This is a genomic window from Flavobacterium hiemivividum (assembly GCF_004349145.1).
GTDB classification, from domain to species: Bacteria; Bacteroidota; Bacteroidia; order Flavobacteriales; family Flavobacteriaceae; genus Flavobacterium; species Flavobacterium hiemivividum.
In genome coordinates, this window is record NZ_SMFO01000006.1 from 70,332 (window position 1) to 92,157 (window position 21,826).

The 21,826-nt window shown below is 35.1% G+C and carries 19 protein-coding genes; 7 read left to right on the forward strand and 12 right to left on the reverse strand.

The window, feature by feature from the left end; all coding sequences use genetic code 11:
- The first annotated feature begins 74 nt into the window (after window positions 1-74).
- Complete coding sequence (locus tag E0F98_RS09710; protein WP_132110911.1) at window positions 75-944, forward strand: lysophospholipid acyltransferase family protein; 870 nt, start codon at window positions 75-77, stop codon at window positions 942-944.
- A gap of 79 nt (window positions 945-1,023) precedes the next feature.
- Window positions 1,024-2,589, forward strand: a complete 1,566-nt coding sequence (locus E0F98_RS09715) for a protein adenylyltransferase SelO (RefSeq protein ID WP_132110913.1) — start codon at window positions 1,024-1,026, stop codon at window positions 2,587-2,589.
- A gap of 81 nt (window positions 2,590-2,670) precedes the next feature.
- Here E0F98_RS09715 and E0F98_RS09720 read toward each other — a convergent pair whose 3' ends face one another.
- The 4 genes from E0F98_RS09720 to E0F98_RS09735 all read right to left on the reverse strand — a co-directional run bounded on the left by E0F98_RS09720 (window position 2,671) and on the right by E0F98_RS09735 (window position 6,899).
- Window positions 2,671-4,158, reverse strand: a complete 1,488-nt coding sequence (locus E0F98_RS09720) for an aminotransferase class V-fold PLP-dependent enzyme (RefSeq protein ID WP_132110915.1) — start codon at window positions 4,156-4,158, stop codon at window positions 2,671-2,673.
- Window positions 4,159-4,369: 211 nt separating this feature from the next.
- Complete coding sequence (locus tag E0F98_RS09725) at window positions 4,370-4,951, reverse strand: porin family protein (protein WP_132110917.1); 582 nt, start codon at window positions 4,949-4,951, stop codon at window positions 4,370-4,372.
- A gap of 32 nt (window positions 4,952-4,983) precedes the next feature.
- Window positions 4,984-5,760, reverse strand: coding sequence for a zinc metalloprotease (locus E0F98_RS09730; protein WP_132110919.1), 777 nt, complete (start codon window positions 5,758-5,760; stop codon window positions 4,984-4,986).
- Between the two features lie 95 nt (window positions 5,761-5,855).
- Entirely contained in the window at window positions 5,856-6,899 is a 1,044-nt protein-coding gene (locus tag E0F98_RS09735; RefSeq protein ID WP_132110921.1) for a hypothetical protein, read from the reverse strand.
- Window positions 6,900-7,306: 407 nt separating this feature from the next.
- Between E0F98_RS09735 and E0F98_RS09740 the strand changes: the two genes are divergently transcribed.
- The 5 genes from E0F98_RS09740 (at window position 7,307) to E0F98_RS09760 (ending at window position 13,974) form a co-directional block, all read left to right on the forward strand.
- Window positions 7,307-7,822 carry an RNA polymerase sigma factor gene (locus tag E0F98_RS09740; RefSeq protein ID WP_132110923.1) on the forward strand — a complete coding sequence of 172 codons (516 nt, stop codon included), beginning with the start codon at window positions 7,307-7,309 and terminating at the stop codon, window positions 7,820-7,822.
- 62 nt (window positions 7,823-7,884) lie between these two features.
- On the forward strand, window positions 7,885-8,793 hold the full coding sequence (locus E0F98_RS09745; RefSeq protein WP_132110925.1) for a FecR family protein: 909 nt from the start codon (window positions 7,885-7,887) through the stop codon (window positions 8,791-8,793).
- Window positions 8,786-11,311 carry a TonB-dependent receptor gene (locus E0F98_RS09750; RefSeq protein ID WP_132110927.1) on the forward strand — a complete coding sequence of 842 codons (2,526 nt, stop codon included), beginning with the start codon at window positions 8,786-8,788 and terminating at the stop codon, window positions 11,309-11,311. The genes E0F98_RS09745 and E0F98_RS09750 overlap by 8 nt, the downstream gene beginning before the upstream one ends.
- Window positions 11,312-11,458: 147 nt before the next feature.
- Complete coding sequence (locus tag E0F98_RS09755) at window positions 11,459-13,375, forward strand: DUF294 nucleotidyltransferase-like domain-containing protein (protein ID WP_132110929.1); 1,917 nt, start codon at window positions 11,459-11,461, stop codon at window positions 13,373-13,375.
- A gap of 2 nt (window positions 13,376-13,377) precedes the next feature.
- A complete protein-coding gene (locus E0F98_RS09760; RefSeq protein WP_132110931.1) occupies window positions 13,378-13,974 on the forward strand; it encodes a 3'-5' exonuclease in 597 nt (198 codons plus the stop codon).
- Window positions 13,975-13,978: 4 nt separating this feature from the next.
- On the opposite strand, the gene E0F98_RS09765 is transcribed toward E0F98_RS09760, so the two are convergent.
- The 8 genes from E0F98_RS09765 to acs form a co-directional block, all read right to left on the reverse strand.
- Complete coding sequence (locus E0F98_RS09765; protein ID WP_132110933.1) at window positions 13,979-14,467, reverse strand: 4'-phosphopantetheinyl transferase family protein; 489 nt, start codon at window positions 14,465-14,467, stop codon at window positions 13,979-13,981.
- Between the two features lie 2 nt (window positions 14,468-14,469).
- Window positions 14,470-14,718: an acyl carrier protein gene (locus E0F98_RS09770; protein ID WP_132110935.1), complete on the reverse strand. Its 249-nt coding sequence runs from the start codon at window positions 14,716-14,718 to the stop codon at window positions 14,470-14,472.
- A gap of 10 nt (window positions 14,719-14,728) precedes the next feature.
- Window positions 14,729-16,003, reverse strand: a complete 1,275-nt coding sequence (locus E0F98_RS09775; protein WP_132110937.1) for a beta-ketoacyl-[acyl-carrier-protein] synthase family protein — start codon at window positions 16,001-16,003, stop codon at window positions 14,729-14,731.
- A gap of 228 nt (window positions 16,004-16,231) precedes the next feature.
- Window positions 16,232-16,660 carry a 3-hydroxyacyl-ACP dehydratase FabZ family protein gene (locus E0F98_RS09780; protein ID WP_132110938.1) on the reverse strand — a complete coding sequence of 143 codons (429 nt, stop codon included), beginning with the start codon at window positions 16,658-16,660 and terminating at the stop codon, window positions 16,232-16,234.
- Between the two features lie 19 nt (window positions 16,661-16,679).
- Window positions 16,680-17,732 carry a type III polyketide synthase gene (locus E0F98_RS09785; protein ID WP_132110939.1) on the reverse strand — a complete coding sequence of 351 codons (1,053 nt, stop codon included), beginning with the start codon at window positions 17,730-17,732 and terminating at the stop codon, window positions 16,680-16,682.
- Window positions 17,729-18,442 (reverse strand): methyltransferase domain-containing protein, encoded by a 714-nt coding sequence (locus tag E0F98_RS09790; RefSeq protein ID WP_132110940.1) that lies wholly within the window; start codon window positions 18,440-18,442, stop codon window positions 17,729-17,731. The genes E0F98_RS09785 and E0F98_RS09790 overlap by 4 nt, the downstream gene beginning before the upstream one ends.
- Window positions 18,443-18,448: 6 nt before the next feature.
- Entirely contained in the window at window positions 18,449-19,576 is a 1,128-nt protein-coding gene (locus E0F98_RS09795; RefSeq protein WP_132110941.1) for an NAD(P)/FAD-dependent oxidoreductase, read from the reverse strand.
- Between the two features lie 103 nt (window positions 19,577-19,679).
- Window positions 19,680-21,587 (reverse strand): acetate--CoA ligase, encoded by a 1,908-nt coding sequence (acs, locus tag E0F98_RS09800; RefSeq protein ID WP_132110942.1) that lies wholly within the window; start codon window positions 21,585-21,587, stop codon window positions 19,680-19,682.
- Between the last annotated feature and the right edge of the window lie 239 nt (window positions 21,588-21,826).

The following is a 21,826-nucleotide window of genomic DNA, read 5'->3' on the forward strand; positions in this document are numbered from 1 at the left end:
AGATAAGACTTGTACCACTTCAATATATCTATGCCTATTTGTTTTTGACTTATATTTGCAAGAAAAAGTACCGCATGCAATTTCTAGTTTTTATAATAGCTTATCCTTTTCTTTGGTTCATTTCCATTCTTCCATTTCGCATTTTTTATTGGTTGTCAGATGGTGTCTATTTTTTAATTTATTACATTATTGGCTATCGAAAAAAAGTAGTTAGAGCAAACATCGCTTTGGCATTACCTCATCTTAGCGACAAAGAGAGATTGGTAATCGAGAAAAAATCATACCATCATTTATGTGATATGTTTATGGAGATGATAAAAACCATGACCATATCATCAGAAGAGATGAACAAAAGATTTGTAATCACAAATCTCGAATTAATGAAAGAATATGAGCAAAAAGGAAGAAGTATTATGCTTATAGCTTCGCATTATGCAAGCTGGGAGTGGCTTATTACACTTAATCAAAAAATTAGTTATCAAGGTGTCGCTGTTTATAAAAAGTTAAGTAATAAATATTTTGATAAGCTCATCAGAGACATTCGCTCAAAATACAATACTGAACTGGTTTCCACAAGCAAAACAATACCCTATATCGCCCGCAATCAAAAAGAAAGCATTCTTTCCATTTATGCTTTAGCGAGCGATCAATCCCCAAAAGCAGATCGAATCTTTCATTGGAAATCTTTTATGGGAGTTGAAGTACCAGTGCATACTGGTCCAGAAATGTTGGCAAAAAGATATGATCTTACTGTTGTTTTTGCGAAAGTAAAAAAAGTAGGAAGAGGTTATTATGAAGCTACTTTGATTCCCCTTAGTGAGGAACCTACTTCTGTTCCCGATTTTGAAATTACCGATGCTTTTATTCAGGAAGTGGAAAAACAAATCCATGAAGCGCCCGAATATTATTTCTGGACTCATAAAAGATGGAAGCACAGACGCTAACAAGCGCGTAATAATTTTAGTTTTTATTAACTGTAGGTCTTAATATATTTGATTAATTTTGATTCTTATGCAAAACAAAATGAAGTTAAAAATCAATAATAGATTTAGTACAGAATTACCCGCAGATACTGATGAAACCAATGATACACGTCAAGTCAAAAATGCTTGTTTTTCTTATGTTACCCCCAGAATTCCATCAAAACCCACATTAATTCATTTTTCGGAAGAAGTCGCAGCGATGCTTGGTATTTCTACTGAAGAAACTAAATCTGCTGAATTCACAAACGTATTTTCAGGGAAAGAAATCTTGCCTGATTCTCGTCCGTATTCAATGAGTTATGCTGGGCATCAGTTTGGCAATTGGGCAGGACAACTAGGAGATGGTAGAGCCATAATTCTAGCAGAAATAGAACGTCAGAAACAAGTTTACACCTTGCAATTAAAGGGAGCCGGCATGACTCCCTACTCTCGTAGAGCAGATGGATTAGCTGTATTGCGCTCTTCTATCCGCGAGCATTTATGTAGCGAAGCCATGTTCCACTTGGGTGTTCCCACTACCCGTTCCCTATCATTAATACTTACAGGCGATCAAGTATTGCGTGACGTAATGTATGATGGAAACCCAGCCTATGAAAAAGGTGCTGTAGTTTGCAGAGTAGCGCCATCATTTATCCGTTTTGGAAACTTCGAATTATTCTCTTCTCAAAACGATCTCAAAACATTAAAAACACTTGCTGATTTTACGATAAAATATCATTTTCCCGAAATTAAAGAAAACACACCAACTAGTTATGTTGATTTCTTTCAGGCTGTAGCCAATAAAACCCGCGAGATGATTGTGCACTGGCAGCGAGTAGGTTTTGTACATGGCGTGATGAATACTGATAACATGTCCATTCTAGGACTTACAATAGATTACGGACCTTATGGCTGGTTAGAAGATTACAATCCTAACTGGACGCCTAATACAACGGATCGCGAAAATCGCAGGTATCGCTTTGGCAACCAAGCCGAAATAGCACTTTGGAATTTATATCAGTTGGCCAATGCTTTGTATCCTCTAATTAAAGAAGCAGCTCCCCTTGAATCGATCTTACAAGTTTTTCAAGCGCAGTATGAGAGCGACTATTTAAATATGATGCGAAATAAATTAGGCTTATCGAAAGCAGAAGAACAAGACAACCAACTAATTCATATACTCACCGAAAATCTTCAGCTAACAGAAACTGACATGACTATTTTCTTTCGAAAATTAAGTCTAATTAAGAAAGAAGATGCTGTAGAAGATGCTTTTGAATTAGTTAAAGAATCTTTCTACAAAATCGAAGAAGTTGCAGAAAAAACAGAGGATTCTTGGATGTATTGGTTTACCCAATATTTAAATAGACTGCAGCAAGAGTCGAGCTCAGATACTGATCGAAAAGTAGCGATGGACAAAGTAAATCCTAAATATGTATTGCGAAATTACATGTCGCAATTAGCCATTGAAGCGGCTGAAAAAGAGGATTATTCGCTAATCGAAGAACTCCACCTTTTATTAAAAAATCCATACCAAGAGCAAGACGAATACCAAAAATGGTTTGCTAAAAGACCAGATTGGGCCCGAGAAAAAATTGGAAGCTCTATGCTGTCTTGTAGCTCTTAGAACAAAAATATCAACCCAACAAAAAGCCCTTTAAAACATATTTTAAAGGGCTTTTTCGATATATAAAAAGATTTTTATTGGCTAATTTGAAAACCAACTCTTAACTAATTCGTCTTCTACTGGCAGTGCATCCTTGTGGATAAATTCATTACTATCCCGATTGTAAGTATAATCTAAAGCCCATGTTTTATGATTTTCGGCCAAAGCTTTAATACCATCGCAAACGTATTCAATTTCAGCAGTTGTCGTTGTAGGATGAATAGACATTCTAATCCAACCCGGCTTTCTAATTAAATCACCTAAGGTAATTTCGTCAATCAATTTATGAGAAGTTTCTTGATCTACGTGCAATAAAAAATGGCCGTAAGTACCTGCACAACTACATCCACCACGAGTTTGAATTCCGAATTTATCGTTCAGTAATTTCACTCCTAAATTGAAATGCAAGTCATCTACATAGAATGAGATTACACCCAATCGATCTTGGTGCTGGCCTGCCAAAATTTTAATATTCGAAACAGACTCTAATTCAGCAAATATGTAATCTACAAGTTCGTGCTCTCTTTTCAAGATATTATCAATTCCCATTTTATCTTTCAACTGAATAACTAGCGCCGTCTTAATCACTTGCAGAAAACCAGGAGTTCCCCCATCTTCTCTATCTTCGATATTTTCGATATATTGATGTCCGCCCCAAGGGTTAGTCCAGGAAACGGTTCCTCCTCCTGGATTATCAGGAACTAAATTTTGATATAATTTTTTATTAAAAACTAACACACCGCAGGTTCCAGGTCCGCCAAGAAACTTATGTGGTGAAAAGAAAATTGCATCCAGATAACTTTCTGGATCTTCAGGATGCATGTCAATTTCGACATAAGGTCCGGAACAAGCAAAATCGACAAAACAAAGTCCGTTATGTTGATGCATTATTTTTGCCACCTCATGATAAGGTGTACGAATTCCTGTTACATTAGAACAAGAAGTAATCGATGCAATTTTAAAACTTCTGTCTTTGTATTGCTCTAATAAAGTTTCTAAATTTTCGATACTTAACAGTCCGTCTTCAGTAGAAGGAATAACTTCTACATCAGCAATTGTTTCTAGCCAAGAAGTTTGATTAGAATGGTGTTCCATGTGAGATATAAAGACGACTGGTCTTTTTTCGGCAGGTACATTTATGTAATCCTTTAGGTTTTCAGGTACTTTTAATCCTAGAATACGTTGGAATTTATTTACAACTCCCGTCATACCGGTTCCATCTGTAATTAGTACATCGTCACTATTTGCATTTACATGCTTTTTGATAATGGTTCTGGAATGGTGGTATGCTTTGGTCATGGCCGTACCAGACACGGTAGTTTCCGTATGAGTGTTGGCTACAAAAGGACCAAATTCATTCATCAATTTTTCCTCTATAGGACGGTACAAACGACCACTTGCGGTCCAGTCTGTATAGACAATTCGTTTTTCCCCATAAGGAGACTCAAAGTCTTGATTGATACCTATGATGTTTTTGCGAAATTGTTGGAAATACTGCTCTAATTGCGTTGGATTCTCTTTAATTATCATTCTAATCATTATTTGACCTCAAAGATATTGATTTTTAGGGAACTTGCAATTACGATTAAATATCATTTAACAGCGTGCTGATTTCGGAAATTATAATTTCCGCTTTTATTCCAATGCGCAAGCAAATTGAAAATACTTCTATTCGAAAAAAAACAATACCCCTTTCAAAGTAGTACTCTGAAAGGGGTATTGCCAGTATTAAAATCAGAAATTACAAATCAAATCCAACTGAAAATTGCCAAACTCGATTTCGTGCTTTTCCTTCATCATATAAATCTCCAAGACCTAAGTGGTAACGAACTCCTAAGCTGATTCCAGAATTAGTTTTAAAACCTCCTCCAAAGTTCATTCCCCAATCTAAGTTATTGGGATCATACTCACGACTACCGCCAAATAAGCCATCATATTCTTCTTTATGAGAAATGGCTAAACCAATTTGTGGCCCTGCTTCTAAAAAGAAGTTTTCAGATGGATACGCTTTTAACATTACAGGTAAATTGATATAATTCAACTTTTGGGTAAACGTTCCGCCACCATCTTTAATCTCATATCCTTGTTGCGAATACATTAATTCAGGTTGGATCGAAAAGTTATCGCTAATAAAAGACTCTCCATAAACCCCAACATGAAAACCATGTCGTTGCCCAGTTTCTCCATCTCCGTCAAAACTTACTGCGGCAAGACTATATCCCCCTTTTATACCTGCATTTGATTGATGTGTTGTTCTTTCCTGTGCGTTCATGGACGCCATTGTAGCTACTAATAAGGCTACTGTTAAAAATTTAGTTTTCATCTGTTTTAAATTTTTGTTAGACTTAATTGTATTTATTTTCCTCCGTTTGCTTTAAGATCTGCTAAACATTGGGCATCCAGTTTTGGGGCCGAACCTCCTGAAACCATATTGGCAACACCACTTCCTGATTCTGCAGACCAATACATTAAACAACTTTCGACATTGCAATGTTTTTCATGTGCAGTATCTTCATGGTTGCTTTGCAAAGGTGCTCCTAGATTAGTTAGACCAAGAATATGACCAAACTCATGCGTTATTATTGTTGTTTCAAATAAAGATCTATTAGGTTCAAACGGACTATCGCTTAAACTCTGAATCGTCTTTTCATAAATTACAAAGGACGTATTTCGATAAGCAGTTCCTAAAACATAGCTGTTTCCAGAGTCAGAAGCAGAAGCTCCATCAATAAAAAGAGCCCAAACTGCAATCTGATTTGCCGTGTTGTACTTCGTTCTATTGGCATCTTCGATAGCGACAATTTCTTGAACAGTAAAAGTAGCTTTGCCCGGTGATGCAATGGCTCGCTTTACAACTGTAATTCCCCCTGGCTTGTTAATTCGAGCATTCAAAAAAGAAGTAAAATTACTAATTGCTGTTGCTGATGGTTCGTATCCTTGAACATAAACTAATTCAATTACCATACTTTTAAAAGTATCATCAGATAATAAATCATGAGATGAACTGCCCGTTGCCTTTTTGTTATTAATGATTGAAAACCCACCTACAGTATTTGTATCTGTACTATCTTCTTTCGAACAGGAAATTAATAAGGCAAAGACCATCGTTACTAATGCAATTCTTTTTTTCATTTTACTCTTTTTTTAGGAATCCATTTTTTAAAAACAGCAACCATTTCCAGTTGCTGTTTTAAACTAATTCAATATTTCTAAGCTAATCGCTTTAATTATATTTGCGTTAAAACTACAGTTACAGCGGCATTTGTTTTACTTTGTAAGGTAATCGTAGAAGCTGATGAGCTAACTACTTTCCATGTATTGTTTAATGCACTAAAAGTAGTATTTCCTGAGAAGTTAAATTTCAAAAATACATCTACACTTGAACTTACCTCATAAGTACCAGTTGCTTTTGTTACTAAAAAACTCACCGCTTTAACTGACCAATCATTTGTAAAATCTAAGGTATTGTCTTTGTAATTACTTGCTGTATTTACACCTGCACTAATAAAAGATTCAATTTTAAATGTACCTTTTTCTAAAATCGCTTCTAATTTTTTGCTGTTTTCTGTTGCTTGCTTTATTGCTGCTTCAGTTGTAAGAGCAGCGGTAATGCTTGACTGAAATTCAGCATCACTATTTACAGTTGTTGTCGTTCCATCTTCTAGTTTAACTGAAATAGGGTATTTAACGGAATACAATTCTGTCCCGCTCACTGCACTCATGTACGCATATAATTGTTGTTTGGATGTTATAACCACACTTCCTGTTTGTTCAAAACTTACGTTATAGGTTAAAATAGTAATTGGAAATTTAATTTCTAAAGCTGAAATGGCATTCTCACCTTTAGATTCTGCTGTACTACATGCGCTTAAAATTGCATTGTACTCGGCTTGACTATTTACAGTTACTTCTGTATAATTACTTGTTTTAACTTTTAAAGGAAAATCAAAAACAACTGTATCAGTATCATCATTAAATCTACCTAAAATTGTGATAACTTGTGAGTAACTTAATTCTGAAAGAAGTGAAACCCTAGTTCCATTTACTGTTGCAAAAGCTGGAAATGCAATTGAGGTACAGGAGTTACCGTCCAAAAAATCATCGTCTGAACCATCATACATTGCAGTACGTTTGTAATTAGTTGTCGTTGTTGAAGTTGAATTATTTGTATTTGGATTTTCACCGCTTACATCATTAACTTCATTTTGACATGATGTAAAACCTAATATTGACATCAATGCAATTCCTGTAATTACTCTTAACTTTTTCATAATTTTAAATTTTAAATATTTATATCTTTTTTATTGACGTGTTAATTTCGCCGTTCTAAGAGTAAGACAACCATGTCTAGTTTTACCCTACCCTTTTCTTAAAAAAAATTAAAATATTTTTTATTTGCTTGTAACAAGCTATTTTTTTGCCAAACTTATTTACAAACACAGCACTTCGTTTTATAATATTAAATCTATAATTTATAAAATTCTTAGAATACTAAAATTACCTAAAAAACAAAACCGCAACTAAGTTATTAGAATTCAGATGTATAATTTAAAAATAAGCTATTCAAAATGATTTTTTCAAGATATAGATACAAATTACTTCACGTACCATAATAATCGGAAATAATCCTATTTAAAAAATTAAATTACTTTTACAAAAAATAAAAGAACACAAACTGATGAACAACGGAAACAATAATCTTTGCGAAGAAAATCAATTTAGAGACTTTTACTTAAAAAATATACAATCGGCGACAAATTTTGCCTACTATAAATGTGGCGACCGAGATTCGGCCTTAGATTTAGTGCAGGATGCTTTCGCTAAAATTTGGGAGAATTGTTCCAATATAGAATTTAGCAAGGTAAAGACCTATTTACTAACTACCGTCAACAACTTATTCCTTAATACTATTAAACACAATAAAGTAGTTTTAAATTATACCAAAGAAGCTCCCAACTTAGATACAAACAACCAAAGCCCTGAATATTTACTAGAAGAGGAAGAATTTAAAATAAAATTACAAAATGCTATCGCTACCTTAAGCGAACCGCAGCGAGAAGTCTTTTTAATGAATCGAATTGACGGAAAAAAATATAGAGAAATAGCAGCGTTACTTGATATTTCGCAAAAAGCAGTAGAAAAAAGAATGTCTGGAGCACTCAAAATATTAAAGGCTCAAATTGAAAACATATAAATATTTGATTAATAGTAGGGTAAATTCTCTTTTGATTGTCTTATTAGTATAGTACCAAAGAAATGAAAAACGAAAAAGAAATATTAAAGTGGTTAAATAACGAACTTTCGAGTAAAGAAATTGCCGATTTAAAACAATCCGGTGATTTCCAAACTATTGAAAAGATCGCTCATTATGCATCAAAATTAGAAACACCAACTATAGATGCACAAGCGGCGTTAGCGTCATTTAAAACCAGATCACTTTCGAAAAAAGAAACCAAAGTAAGAACACTCAACTTCAACAGCTTCTTTAAAGTAGCGGCTGTTTTAGTAGTATTGCTTACCTCTTCTTATTTTCTATTTTTCAACAATAACCAAAGTTATGAAACCGGAATCGCACAAACAAAAACGTTCCATCTTCCTGATAACTCCGAGGTTTTACTGAATGCGGCTTCGAAAATTACATTCAATGAAAAAAGATGGGAAGACAACCGAGATCTGACTCTTGATGGAGAAGCCTATTTTCAGGTGCAAAAGGGAGAAACTTTCAGTGTGAAAACTGCTGATGGTGTTGTAAAGGTTTTGGGAACCCATTTTAATGTAAAACAACGCAAGGATTACTACGAAGTAACTTGTTATGAAGGGCTGGTAAGTGTAACTTATGATAATGAAACCGTTAAACTTCCACCCGGAAAAACCTTTAGAGTCATCAATAAAGAAATCCACGATGTTCCTGATTCTTCCATCGAAAATCCATCATGGATGCAAGACGAATCCAGTTTTACAGGAATTCCTTTGAATCAGGTAATTGCCGAATTAGAGCGTCAATACGATCTAAAAATTAAAGCCGAAGGTGTGGATAAAAAGAAGCTATTTACAGGTAGTTTTACACATAACAATCAAAAAATCGCTTTAGAAGCAGTGACCATTCCTTTAAAATTAAGCTACAAAATAGAAGGAAAAACTATCATATTCTATAACTATGAATAAATGGATTCTTTATTTATTATTAGCTACAGTCAGTATTGGTCAAGCACAGACCTCATCATCTAAAACCGCTTTAACGGCAATTATTAGCAACATTGAGAAACAATTTAATGTAAAATTCTCTTATGCTGTAGAAGATGTGGCGGCAATTACTATCGAAAAACCAGCAGCTGATCTAACGCTTTCGCAAACTATAGAATACCTCAACTCAAAAGTACTTTTAAACTTCAAAGCGCTTGATAATCGCTATGTAACCGTTTCTGTTTTAAACAAAACTTTGCCCGTATGTGGAATCGTGTTCGCTCAAGATTCTCAAACTTCCTTGCCCGGAGCCTCAGTTCGAATTGATGATAGTTCCAAAGGAACCGTAACCTCTAAAAATGGCGGATTCACATTGGAAAATGTAGCCTTGGACGCCACTATTACTATTTCATTTATTGGCTATGAATCTAGACAGTTTACCGCTAACGAACTATTTGCACAAGATAACAATTGCAAGAAAATATTTTTAAAACCGTCAAAAGAAGAACTCAATCAAGTCTTAATCAATGTTTACCTAACCGCGGGATTGCAGAAGTACATTGACGGAAGCACCGTTTTAAACACTAAAAAATTCGGTATCCTTCCCGGGCTTGTAGATCCAGATGTACTACAGTCTATCCAAGCTTTACCCGGAATAGAAAGCACTAACGAAAGTATAGCCAATATTAACGTAAGAGGCGGTACCAATGACCAAAATTTAATGCTTTGGGATAATATAAAAATGTACCATTCCGGACATTTCTTCGGTTTGATTTCGGCCTACAATCCTAACGTCACTAATAAAGTTGTAGTAAGTAAAAACGGAACTAGTGCGGCCTTCAGTGACGGAGTTTCCAGTACGATCAACATGAGTACAAACGATAAAGTGGGAACTGCATTTTCAGGTGGTGGCGGTGTAAATTTAATTAGCGCTGATGCTTTTTTAGAGATTCCACTGGCTAAAAACCTTGAGTTGGACGTAACTGCACGTCGATCTGTTACTGATCTATTGAACACACCAACTTTTACCAACTATTACCAGAGGAGTTTTCAAGACTCAGAAATAAATGCTAACATCGATGATAAAAGTACCAACTCTGATTTCTATTTTTATGATTTCACAGCCAAACTACTTTTCGACTTAAACGACAAACATGCCTTTAGAGCTAATATTATCGGAATCAATAATGCATTGAATTATGCTGAATATTCGAATCCCGACCAAAGTGAGTCTAAAATAAGTACCCTTTCGCAAAAGAATATTGGATACGGAGGAAGTTGGAAAGCCCAATGGACAGACGCTTTTAACACAGAGGCTATAACTTATTTTTCCAGATACAATATTGACGCCACCGATTATCGTGTACCAACGGACCAGTTATTGACAGAAGCCAATGAAGTTCTTGAAACTGGAACGAAACTGAACGCATTCTATAAAGTAAATGCAAACCTTAGCTTATTAGTAGGATATGAAGTCAATGAAACGGGAATGCTCAACCAAACTACCGTAAGCGCGCCTGCTTATTCGAGTACTATAAAAGGCGTTTTACTGAAACATGCTGTTTTTACAGAAGCAGAGTACAACAAGAATAATACCTATTTAAGACTGGGAGCGCGCTTGAATTATTTTCAAAAATTTGACAAACTCCTGGTAGAACCTCGATTTAATCTTCGCCAACAAGTGACTAAACAATTTGCCCTAAAGCTGGAAGGCGAATTTAAAAATCAAACTACAACTCAAATTATGGATTTTCAAGACGATTTTCTAGGCGTTGAAAAAAGACGCTGGGTACTGGTCAACAATGAGGATATTCCTATCGCTACCAGTAAGCAAAGCTCTTTTGGACTGGAATTCAAACAAAATAAATTGAATATTGAGTTAACAAGTTTTTATAAAATAGTAGATGGAATCACAGCCTCTAACCAAGGATTTTACAACAGCTTTCAATATAGTAATGCAAACGGTAGTTATACTGCAAAAGGAATTGAGTTTTTAGCTAATAAAACGGCAAGACGCTTCAGTACCTGGATTAGTTACACTTATAGCACTAACGACTATAAATTTGACAGCTTTACTCCTAGCACTTTCCCTAACAATGTAGATATTAGACATTCTGTTTCACTAGGTCTAAATTATGATATCTTAGAAAATTTTAAAATTTCAGTAGGAGGAATTTGGCGTAATGGACAACCTTTCACCAGTCCAATCGAAGGTAATGAAACCGTAAAAAGCGGCAACAATACTATTGTAAACTATGGTGCTCCTAATAGCAAGAATCTAGATGATTTTATGCGCTTTGATGCTTCTTTTAGTTACACCTTCAATTTTAGCCCTACAATTAAAGCGAGTTTGCGCGGCGGGGTCATCAACATCACTGACGAAGACAATGTCATAAATCGCTATTACAAGATAAATCCAAACGATAGCAACAAAACTATTGAAGTGAGCAATAAATCTCTTGGCATGACTCCTAATATAAGCTTTAGAGTTCACTTTTAACTCCCTTAATTCAAGCAACTCTGACTTATTAGAATCAATAAAAAACGAGGATAAGATGTATATAATAAAACCAAGATTTAACATTAGTTATGCTGATATATAACTAATAATTTCATTAATTTTACGCTTAGATTTTATCCTAAAAACATGAACACGATTGTAGAGCACATTGCTGATTTTTTAAAGGAATATTCACCATTTGATCATTTGACTTACCCCGAGTTATCTGAAATTGCAAACAGTATTCGTGTTGTAAACTTGGAAAAAAACAAAACATTGTTCCAGTATAACGACGTATTACATGACAGTTTTTATGTTGTTGCTTCAGGAGTTATTCACTTGTCTGTGATAGCTGATGCCGAAGAAACAATTTTAAATAAATGTCACGAAGGTGCTATTTTTGGTTTACGTCCATTTTTTGCAAAAAACAATTATAGAATGACAGCCAAAGCGCGAGAGGAAAGCATAGTGTATGCTATTCCTATCGCCGTTTTCAGACCATTTGTAGCTAATAATACTGCGGTTTTAGACTATTTATTAGAAAATTTTGCTACAAATACACCGAGCTCTAAAGACAATGAAAATTCACGTGGGAGTCTAATTTCCGATACCGTATTTTACACAGATCAACAATCGGAAATGCAATATTTCCAAACGCTTTCGTACAATACTACACCACTCACAACAACTGCAACTAGTATTGTTAGCGAAGTGGCACAGCTTATGGCCGAAATGAGAATTAATAGTGCTGTCATTTGTGAGGCTACTTTTCCCATCGGAATTGTTACCAATACTGATATGTCTTTTAAAATTGCCACAGGTCGATTCCCAATCACTGTTTCAGTAGATAAAATAATGTCATCTCCAGTAGTAACCGTGCCCGAAAATGTTTCGCTAGCAGAGGCACAACTACTAATGTTAAAAAATAATGTCACCCATTTATGCGTTACGGCAGATGGTACAAATAAATCGAATGTAAAAGGAGTTATTTCTGAACACGATTTGATTGTCGCTCAAGCCAGTAATCCTGGTGTTTTGATTCGAGAAATTAAACGTGCTCAAAATCCGAAAGAGCTTAAAAAAATCCGTGTAAGACTGACAGATCTTGTTCAAACTTCCATTTACAAAAACATTCCGCTTACCCATATTTCAAATATTACCTCTGAGATTAATTTTGCCCTTTTAAAGCGCGCGATTGAACTCTCTATACTTGAAATGGGATCTCCACCTGCACGTTTTGCCTGGTTGAGCATTGGTAGTCAAGGAAGAAAAGAGCAAATGTTACTTACTGATCAAGATAGTATCTTAGTTTTTGAAGATGTAGCTACAGAAAAACACCGAGAGGTAAAGGATTATTTTGTCAATTTAGGTAAAAGCACGAGCTTGACACTTGAAAAAATAGGCTATGAATTATGCCCAAACGGACATATGGCAAGTAACATGTTGTGGTGTAGATCACTAACTGACTGGATAAAACAATATGACAGCTGGATGAAAACTCCTGGTGAAAAGAGCAATAATTTGAGCAGTATATTCTTTGACTATGAGATTGTTTTTGGAGAACAAAGGATCGAAGATGCGATAAGTAATGTAATATTCAAAAACGCGAGTAACAACACTTTATTTTTTGACTTTTTAGGAAATGATGCTTTAAGAACAAATTCACCTTTAAGTTTTTTCAAAAAGTTTATTCTTGAAGAAACGGGTCCTAATAAAGATAAATTTGACATCAAGACACGTACTTTGATGCCGCTTATAGATGGAGCTCGATTGTTTACGCTAAGTCACGGTATCAAAGGAATTAACAACACCTACACCCGCTTTAAACAATTGGCAATTAGCGATCCTAAATATTCAGAAATATATCTGAATTGTGCGGAAGCTTTCATAACTTTATCGAAATTAAGAACTGTAGAGGGCTTGAAAAACGAAAATTCAGGACAATATATCAATCTAGAAGAATTATCTAAAATTGATAGAGAAAAGCTGAAAAATGCGCTGGCTCCAATGCGTGAATTAGAAGAATTAATTAAAAATAAGTTTCAACTGACTCAATTTTCATAACTATGCTCGAATGGCTGAAATACATCAATAAAGAGCTTCCTGAATTCTGGAAGACCTACCTATCTAAATTTGATAAAAAATCGAATCGTTATGTGGTGATCTCTACTGAAACTTCAGGTACAAATCCGCATAAAGATGTCATTTTCTCGATCAGCGCATTTGCCGTTGTAGATGACAGCATCTATATTGGAGATAGTTTTGAAGCCATATTATTACAATATATATTCCTACATGATAATCAGCTTTCAAATGAATTTATTATTGAAAGCAAGATGACTAAACTAGGAGAAACAGAGGCCATAAAAGCATTTATTGAGTTTATTGGCAATTCGATTTTAGTAGGACATCACATAGATCATGATGTCGAAATGATCAATGCAGCCTTAGAAAAACTAGATTGTGGCCGATTGAAAAATGAAGCCTTAGATATCGATATGATGCATTTGAAATTAAACGATATTACCGACAAGCAATTCACATTGGACCAATTGTCCGAAATTTATAAAATCCCAAATAGCGAGAGAAATTCGTCAATTAACGACGCTTATAAAACGGCTTTGTTATTTCTAAAATTAAAGTCAAGATTGGGAATTAAATAAAGATCTATTTTAGCCCAACCAATGCACTGTAGCGCCCGTGATGACTCAATGAAACTGGTTTTAAAATATTTCTAGTGGTATCGAATAAAAACGGAATTCCCTTTTCTTTAACGATTTTTATTTCTGTACCCAGTTCCATTGCTCGTTCAAAATCCTTAATATTAGTTACTGAAATCGTGTGTATTTCATCCTGAACTATTTTAGTATTTGAATAGAAAATAGAGCCGTTGCACGATACAGAACCCGTCTCGGCATTTTCATAAACACATTCTAACTTCAAGGGGAAATATCCTCTAATTCCGGTTAACCGATTGTAGATTTTATACGCTGCTTCCTTCCTACTCCATAGATTCCAAACCATAATAGTGGGATCCAGAGCAGTGGAAATAAGCAATTGCTCCGATGCCGTAAATATTTTATCTAAATATCCCCGTCGGTTCCAATTGCTTTCTTTTCTGGCTAAAGCCAAATCTACAATGTCGTTTCCAATCACGTCTAAGTTAGTTTTCTGGCTATTATTTCTAATGTTGCTTTTACGTTCACCATTTTTTCCATCGACTCCGTATCAATATGGATTTTAAAATAATCCTCCACATCTAAAATGATATCAACGAGATTAGCCGAATTGATATTCAAATCCGTTATAAAGTCAGTGTTTTCTGTGAAATTTTCGAAAGCTTCTATATTATTAATATAGGGTTTTACGATAGTTCTTAATTCTTCTAAAATCTCTTCCTTGTTCATCTTTACGTTTTTAAACTGTATATTTTTTAAAAATTACACAACCATTGACATCTCCAAAACCAAAACTAGCTTTAGCAACAATCGTTAATTCTTTTTCAATCCTTTTTTGCGGAATTCTTGAGGCGTCAATTATATTTGTGATACTAGGGTTTAAATCCTCACAATTAGTATTTGGAAAAATAAATCCATTATGCAATTGTAATACCGTAGCAACGCTTTCTATACTTCCCGCCGCTGACAAACAATGACCAACCAATGATTTCAGAGAGTTAATATACGGAAAATCGATTCCGCTTCTACCTAAAGCTTCACTCCAGTTTGCGATTTCTAAACTGTCTTTGGAGGTGGCTGTCAAATGACCGTTTATAGTATCAATATCAGCTGCTTGAATACCCGCATTAGCAATCGCATCCTTGATACACTTTTGAACCGCTATAGGATTTGGAGCCGTCATTGTTCCCAGACCGCGTTGTCCGCCAGAGTTTACATTTCCTCCCAAAACTTCAGCATATATTCGCGCCCCGCGCGAAAGCGCCGATTCTAAATCTTCCAGTACAAAGGCTCCTGCACCACTTCCGGGTACAAAGCCAGAAGCGCTTACGCTCATTGGCCTTGAAGCTTTTTCTGGAGATTCATTATGTTTATAAGTACAAACGCGCATTGCGTCAAATCCTCCCCAAATATATGGACCGCTGTCACTCGTACTTCCAGCCAAAATTCGATTAGCCAGTCCTGACTTTATCCGCTCATAGGCCATCAATATACTTTCGGTCCCAGTTGTACAAGCCGAAGAATTTGTGGTTACCTGATTTCCTAAACCTAATTTCCCACCTAGATAAGCACTGACACCACTATTCATTGTTTGCGCAACCGCTGTACTGCCCAATCTACGAGTTTGTAAATCGTCAATTTTATAAATGCTTTCGCGAAATTTTTCGATCCCCGAAGTCCCGGTTCCAAAAATAGTTCCAGTGTCCCAATCCGGTTCTTCTGTATTTTCTTTTGATAATCCTGCATCTTTCCAAGCATCCATACCAGCAATTACGCCATATAAAATACCCGAAGAATTAAAGTTTCTTAATTCTAATTCTGTGAAATACTGTAATGACAACGCCTCTGAAATTTCAGGTTTTCCCGAAATTTGACATGAGAATTGTAGGCGTTCTAAATCAGGGTCTTTCCGAATACCAGAAATTCCGTTTTTAATGGCTTGAGCAAAAGCATCAAGTCCTATTCCATTTGGTGCCACTACTCCGAGTCCAGTGATTACTACTCTTCTACTCATTTATCGGTTTTTTGAACAATTAAGATCAGTATGTTTTTTTCTAACCAAGTACTTTTTGTCATTCCGACGAAGGAGGAATCTAATCAAACTACTGACTTAATAGAAATTATTCGCTCCTCGGAATGACAGTAAGCGAATTTTCACTAACAACTAATATAAATACAATTCTTATGACTATTTATCAGACATAAACATTTTGAAAAATGTCCTTTATATCGTTTTTAATAATTAAACTATCATTCCCGCAATTTCCCCTGTGCAAACAACAATTCCACTTTCATTTTTCATACTCATTTTGCACTTTAGTTTACCAAATCTAAAGTATAGTTTCTCTGATACCACCGTAACTTTCTCATTAGGAAAAACTGGTTTAATAAATTCCATATTTGTTGATGTTAAAGCTATTGAAGTATTTTCATTAAAAGAAGTGTCTAGTAAAAAAATCCCTAAACAAACTAATCCTATTTGAGCCATAGTCTCCGTTAGAATTACTCCGGGTGTCACGGGATGGTTTTCAAAATGCCCTTTGTAGAAATCTAATTTTTCGTCGAAAGTAAAGCCGCCTTCAACACCGTTTTCATCGATATTTACGATTTCATCAACAAATAGAAACGGCTTAGAATACGGTAATTTTGCTATTATTTCTTGGCTTTTCATGTTTTTCTAACTTGTTTGACTAAAATTGCAACAAAACCCTTTGTGCTGAAAATCCCGGGCCAAAACTCAACATTAATCCTTTGTCTCCCTTTGGAGGCTTATTATCCATAAATCGCTCCAAAACATATAGCACAGTTGCACTCGACATATTACCGTACAAACGCAACACCTCTTTTGTGTCATCAATATTTTTACCCAAATCAGAAAATAAAGCTTCGACCGTTTGCACAATTTTTTTACCGCCGGGATGAAATATTAAATGATCCATATCTTCAATACTTAGATTATTTTTTTCTAAAAACGGATGAATAATCGCCGAAAAATGGGAAGCAATAGTATTAGGAACTTCGATGTCTAAAATCATTTGCAAACCGGTGTTCGTCAATTTAAAGCCCATCATGTGTTCATTTTCATAAAAATGATACATTTCCTCCGCCAGAATTTCGGGACCTTCGTCGTCTTCGTGAGATGAAAGTAAGACACAAGCTGCTCCATCACCAAAAATTGCAGCACTAACAATATTAGCCATCGAAAAATCATTCAGCTGGAAGGTTGCTGTCGGACTTTCAATTGCGATTACTGCTGCGCGTTTGCCCGGATTCGACTTCAGGAAATTTTTCGCATAAATAATCCCTGAAATTCCCGCGGCGCAACCCATTTCAGTTACCGGTAGTCGTACAATATCTTGACGTAATTTCAGCTTGTTAATTAAATAAGCATCCAGCGAAGGAATCATGATTCCAGTGCAACTCACTGTAATAATATAATCTAAATCTTCTGGCTTCCATTTGGATTTCAACAAGGCTTTTTCCAGTACCTTTTCCCCTAAGTCGATAACTTCACGAACATAAATATTATTTCTTTCTTCAAATGAAGTCTTTGTAAAAACTTCAATCGGATCCATTATAGAATAACGTTTATCCACTGCCGCACCTTCAAATATTTTTTTTACTTTTCTAATGAAACGTTCTTCTTGGCCTATGAGCCAGGCATCCAGAAAAGGGATGATTTCTTCGGTGGTTCTGGAATATTTCGGAAGCTGTTTTGTAACTGTATGTATTTTTACACTCATATCTTTGAAATTATCCATTGGTATCTAAAAGCCCATTTCCATTTAATTGTATATTTATTAAAATTTAATTTTTTCGAAAAGCCAAACAAGTCTTCTTTCTTAAATCCTCTTAATATCGAAACTAAGCCGTCTTTTCTTGACATATCATTCAATCGAAAAACAAAACATAAGGCTTGAAATAATCGGTACGCGACGACACTTCGATGTAAATCATTAATCACAACTCCAAGACTTGCATTTTTATAAAACAAACCCATTAAATCAATAATTTCACCTTCCTTAAAATGATGTAAGGTCAAAGTACACAAAACAATATCGTATTTTAATTGTCCAAAAGGCTTTTCAAAAATATCCTCACAACGGTATGTTACATTTGGATATTTCTTTGATAAGTCCATCGCGTGATTAACCGTAAATTTATTAGCATCAACACCTATTAGTTTGAATTTTAAATGATGTTGCAAACCATATTCTGCCAGCGTTCTCAACATATCACCGTTTCCACAACCCACATCTACAATTGTAAATTCAGTCGTTTTAAGATTACGGGCAATTAGTTCCTGCACTCCAAGTAAAGTTAGCTTGTTTCCACCCAATAGCTGATTTATTTTAGCGATTTTATCTAAAGCTTCACGCAAAACTTCGCCTTCGAGAGCAAAATCGTCCATAATCTCCGATGCATCAGTTCTGTATTTAGTATTTAGCAACATCACTGATTACTGTATAATAGGTTTACCATGCGTTTTTCTAATTATTCCTTTTAAAATGAAAGGGAACCTAACTACTATACTCAAAACAACTTCTGACAGTTTTTGCTGCTGTAATATTTTCGATAAAAGTCGTCCCATTCTCAATCTTTTATTAAAATTACAATTCCATTGCTCTAAATATTTTTTTTCCAATGAAGCTCTAGATTTAATTTCGCCCGAAAAATAAGCACCAACTAAATCAGAAGCAATTTTAGCACTGTGAATTGCCATTGCCATTCCGTTGCCGCACAAAGGATGGATCAGTCCGGCAGTATCTCCTATCATTAAAATTCCATTTTCTACAACTCTTTTTTTCTCGAAAGATATCTGACTGATGGTTAAAGGCTTGTCAAAAATCAGAGTGCTGTTATCAAAAATTGCTTTTAAATGATGATTTTTACAAATCACTTCATTCTGATACTCCCTTATATTTTTATGTTTTTTAAAAGTAGAATAATCGGCCAAGTAACAAATGTTTATCGCATTATTTTCCACTTTTGAAACACCGCAATAACCACCTACGAAATTATGTAAGCCAACCAAATTGTCTGGGAAGTTTCCTTTATAATGTGCTTTTACCGCGAGCCAAGATGATTTTTTCTGAATAAATTTTCGATTTAACTTCTGATCAATATTCGAACGTTTGCCAAAAGCGCCAATCACAATCTCCGCTTGCAACACAGTATTATCAGCTGTCCTTATTGTAAATTCATTCTCTTTAAAATCAATACTTTCGACAGTATCTTGAATAATTTCACAACCGTTTTCCAAGGCTTTATTGTACAAAAACGCATCTAAAGCGTATCGACTGATTCCAAAACCTCCAAGTGGCAATTCAATCGTAATTGATTTTCCATTTTCTGTCGAAAACTGAAGTTGGTTAATACTCGTAGGCTTTAATAGAGAAAGATTTATATTTAACCATTCGATATAAGGCACCACTTCATTTGAAATATATTCTCCACACACTTTGTGTTTTGGAAACTCGTTCTTTTCTATCACAATTACAGTAACGCCTATTTTTGACAAATGAATGGCTGCGGTAAGTCCAGCTAATCCACCACCAACGATAATAACAGACGCTTTCTTTTCCATAGTTCAGCTAATTTAGGTAATTTCTTGCAAAGAAAACAGCTGAAAAACAAAAAAACCGCTCTATATTCTAGAGCGGTTTTCAATTGGTTAATATTATGTGGCCTTAAATTCTTTCGTTTTTAATTTCGTCTACAATCTCAGGATTTAACAAGGTAGAAGTATCTCCAAAATTAGAATAATCACCTTCTGCTATTTTGCGTAAAATTCTACGCATAATTTTTCCAGAACGCGTTTTTGGTAAACCGGAAACAAACTGTATTTTATCTAGTTTTGCAATAGGTCCAATATGATCTGAAATGTGTTGGTTGATTTCTTTGGTAAGATTCTCTCTATCACGGTATTCTCCAGATTCTTTCAAAATTACAAAACCATAAAGAGCATTCCCTTTTATATCATGAGGAAAACCAACAATAGCGCTTTCGGCCACTGCAGGATGTTCATTTATAGCGTCCTCAATAGGTGCCGTTCCTAGATTATGACCTGAAACGATTACCACATCATCTACACGTCCGGTAATTCTATAATAACCTACTTCGTCTCTTAATGCACCATCTCCTGTAAAGTATTTACCTGGAAAAGTAGAAAAGTAAGTTTGTTTGTAACGCTCGTGATCACCCCAGATAGTTCTTGCAATCCCAGGCCACGGAAACTTGATACACAAACTTCCCACTACCTGATTTCCTTCAATTTCATTTCGTTTTTCATCCATCAATACGGGCTGAATCCCTGGTAATGGTAAGGTAGCATAGGTAGGTTTTGTAGGTGTTACAAATGAAATAGGTGCAATCATAATTCCACCAGTTTCCGTTTGCCACCAAGTATCAACGATTGGGCATCTTTTTCCTCCCACGTGGTCGTTAAACCAGTGCCATGCTTCTTCATTAATAGGTTCCCCAACAGATCCTATCACTTTTAAAGTACTCAACTGATATTTTTGTACATATTCTAAACTTTCTTTTGCCAAGGCACGAATTGCTGTAGGAGCCGTATAAAATTGAGTTATTTTATGTTTTTCGATTATCTCCCAAAAACGACTATAATTAGGATAAGAAGGAACTCCTTCAAAGATAACAGTCGTAGCACCGTTTAATAATGGCCCGTAAAGAATATAAGAGTGTCCTGTTATCCAACCGATATCAGCGGTACACCAAAAGATATCATTGTCTTCATAATTAAATACATTTTTGAAGGTATAAGCCGTATGTACCATATATCCTGCAGTAGTATGCACCATTCCTTTTGGTTTTCCTGTTGAACCGGAAGTGTACAATATAAACAAAGGATCTTCAGAATCCATTATTTCGGCTACACTATTATCTGAGGCTTCGTCCAGCAACGGCTGTAACCAAATATCTCTTCCTTCTTGCATGTTTACTGGAATATTGGTTCTATTTACAACCAAAACACTTTCTACCGAAGGACATTTTTCCAAGGCCTCGTCCACAATGGATTTCAATTCAATAGATTTATTTCCACGAAAACTACCATCAGAGGTGATGACCATTTTACACTCGCTATCAATTATTCTGCTAGCAACAGCCGAAGCTGAAAAACCTGCAAAAACAACGGAGTGAATGGCTCCAATTCTCGCACAAGCTAGAATAGAAACCGCTAATTCTGGAATCATAGGTAAATAAATACAAACGCGATCCCCTTTAGTGATGCCTTTCTCACGCAAAACATTTGCCATTTTACAAACGCGTTGGTGCAACTCGTTATAGGAGATATGCAAGGCTTCTTCGGTAGGGTCATTAGGCTCAAAAATGATGGCCGTTTTATCTCCTCGTTTGTTTAAATGTCTGTCTATACAGTTTTTAGCTATGTTTACTTTTGCTTCGGTAAACCATTTTATATCGGCTTCAGCCATATCAAATTCCACCACTTTATCCCATAATTGGTACCAAGTGAAGTTCTCCTCTGCTATTTTCCCCCAAAATTTTCTAGGCTCACGAACTGATTTATTATAATGTTTGAAGTATTGTTCGAAGTTTTGAATTTTGTAGTAGCTCATCCTTTTTTAATTTTTTATAAAAGTATTAAAATTCCCCCTATTCCAAAAAAAAATAAATTGATTAATTACCCCAATAAATCAAATACTATTTAACAATACAGCGATATAATTACGTATTCCTTAAAAACTGGCTTTTTTTCTACAAAATGATAATACGCAAAAAAGACGAAGTAGATTTTTCTACCCCGCCTTTTCTCATTAACAATAATTATAACAATTTATTTAGCAACCAAAAAATT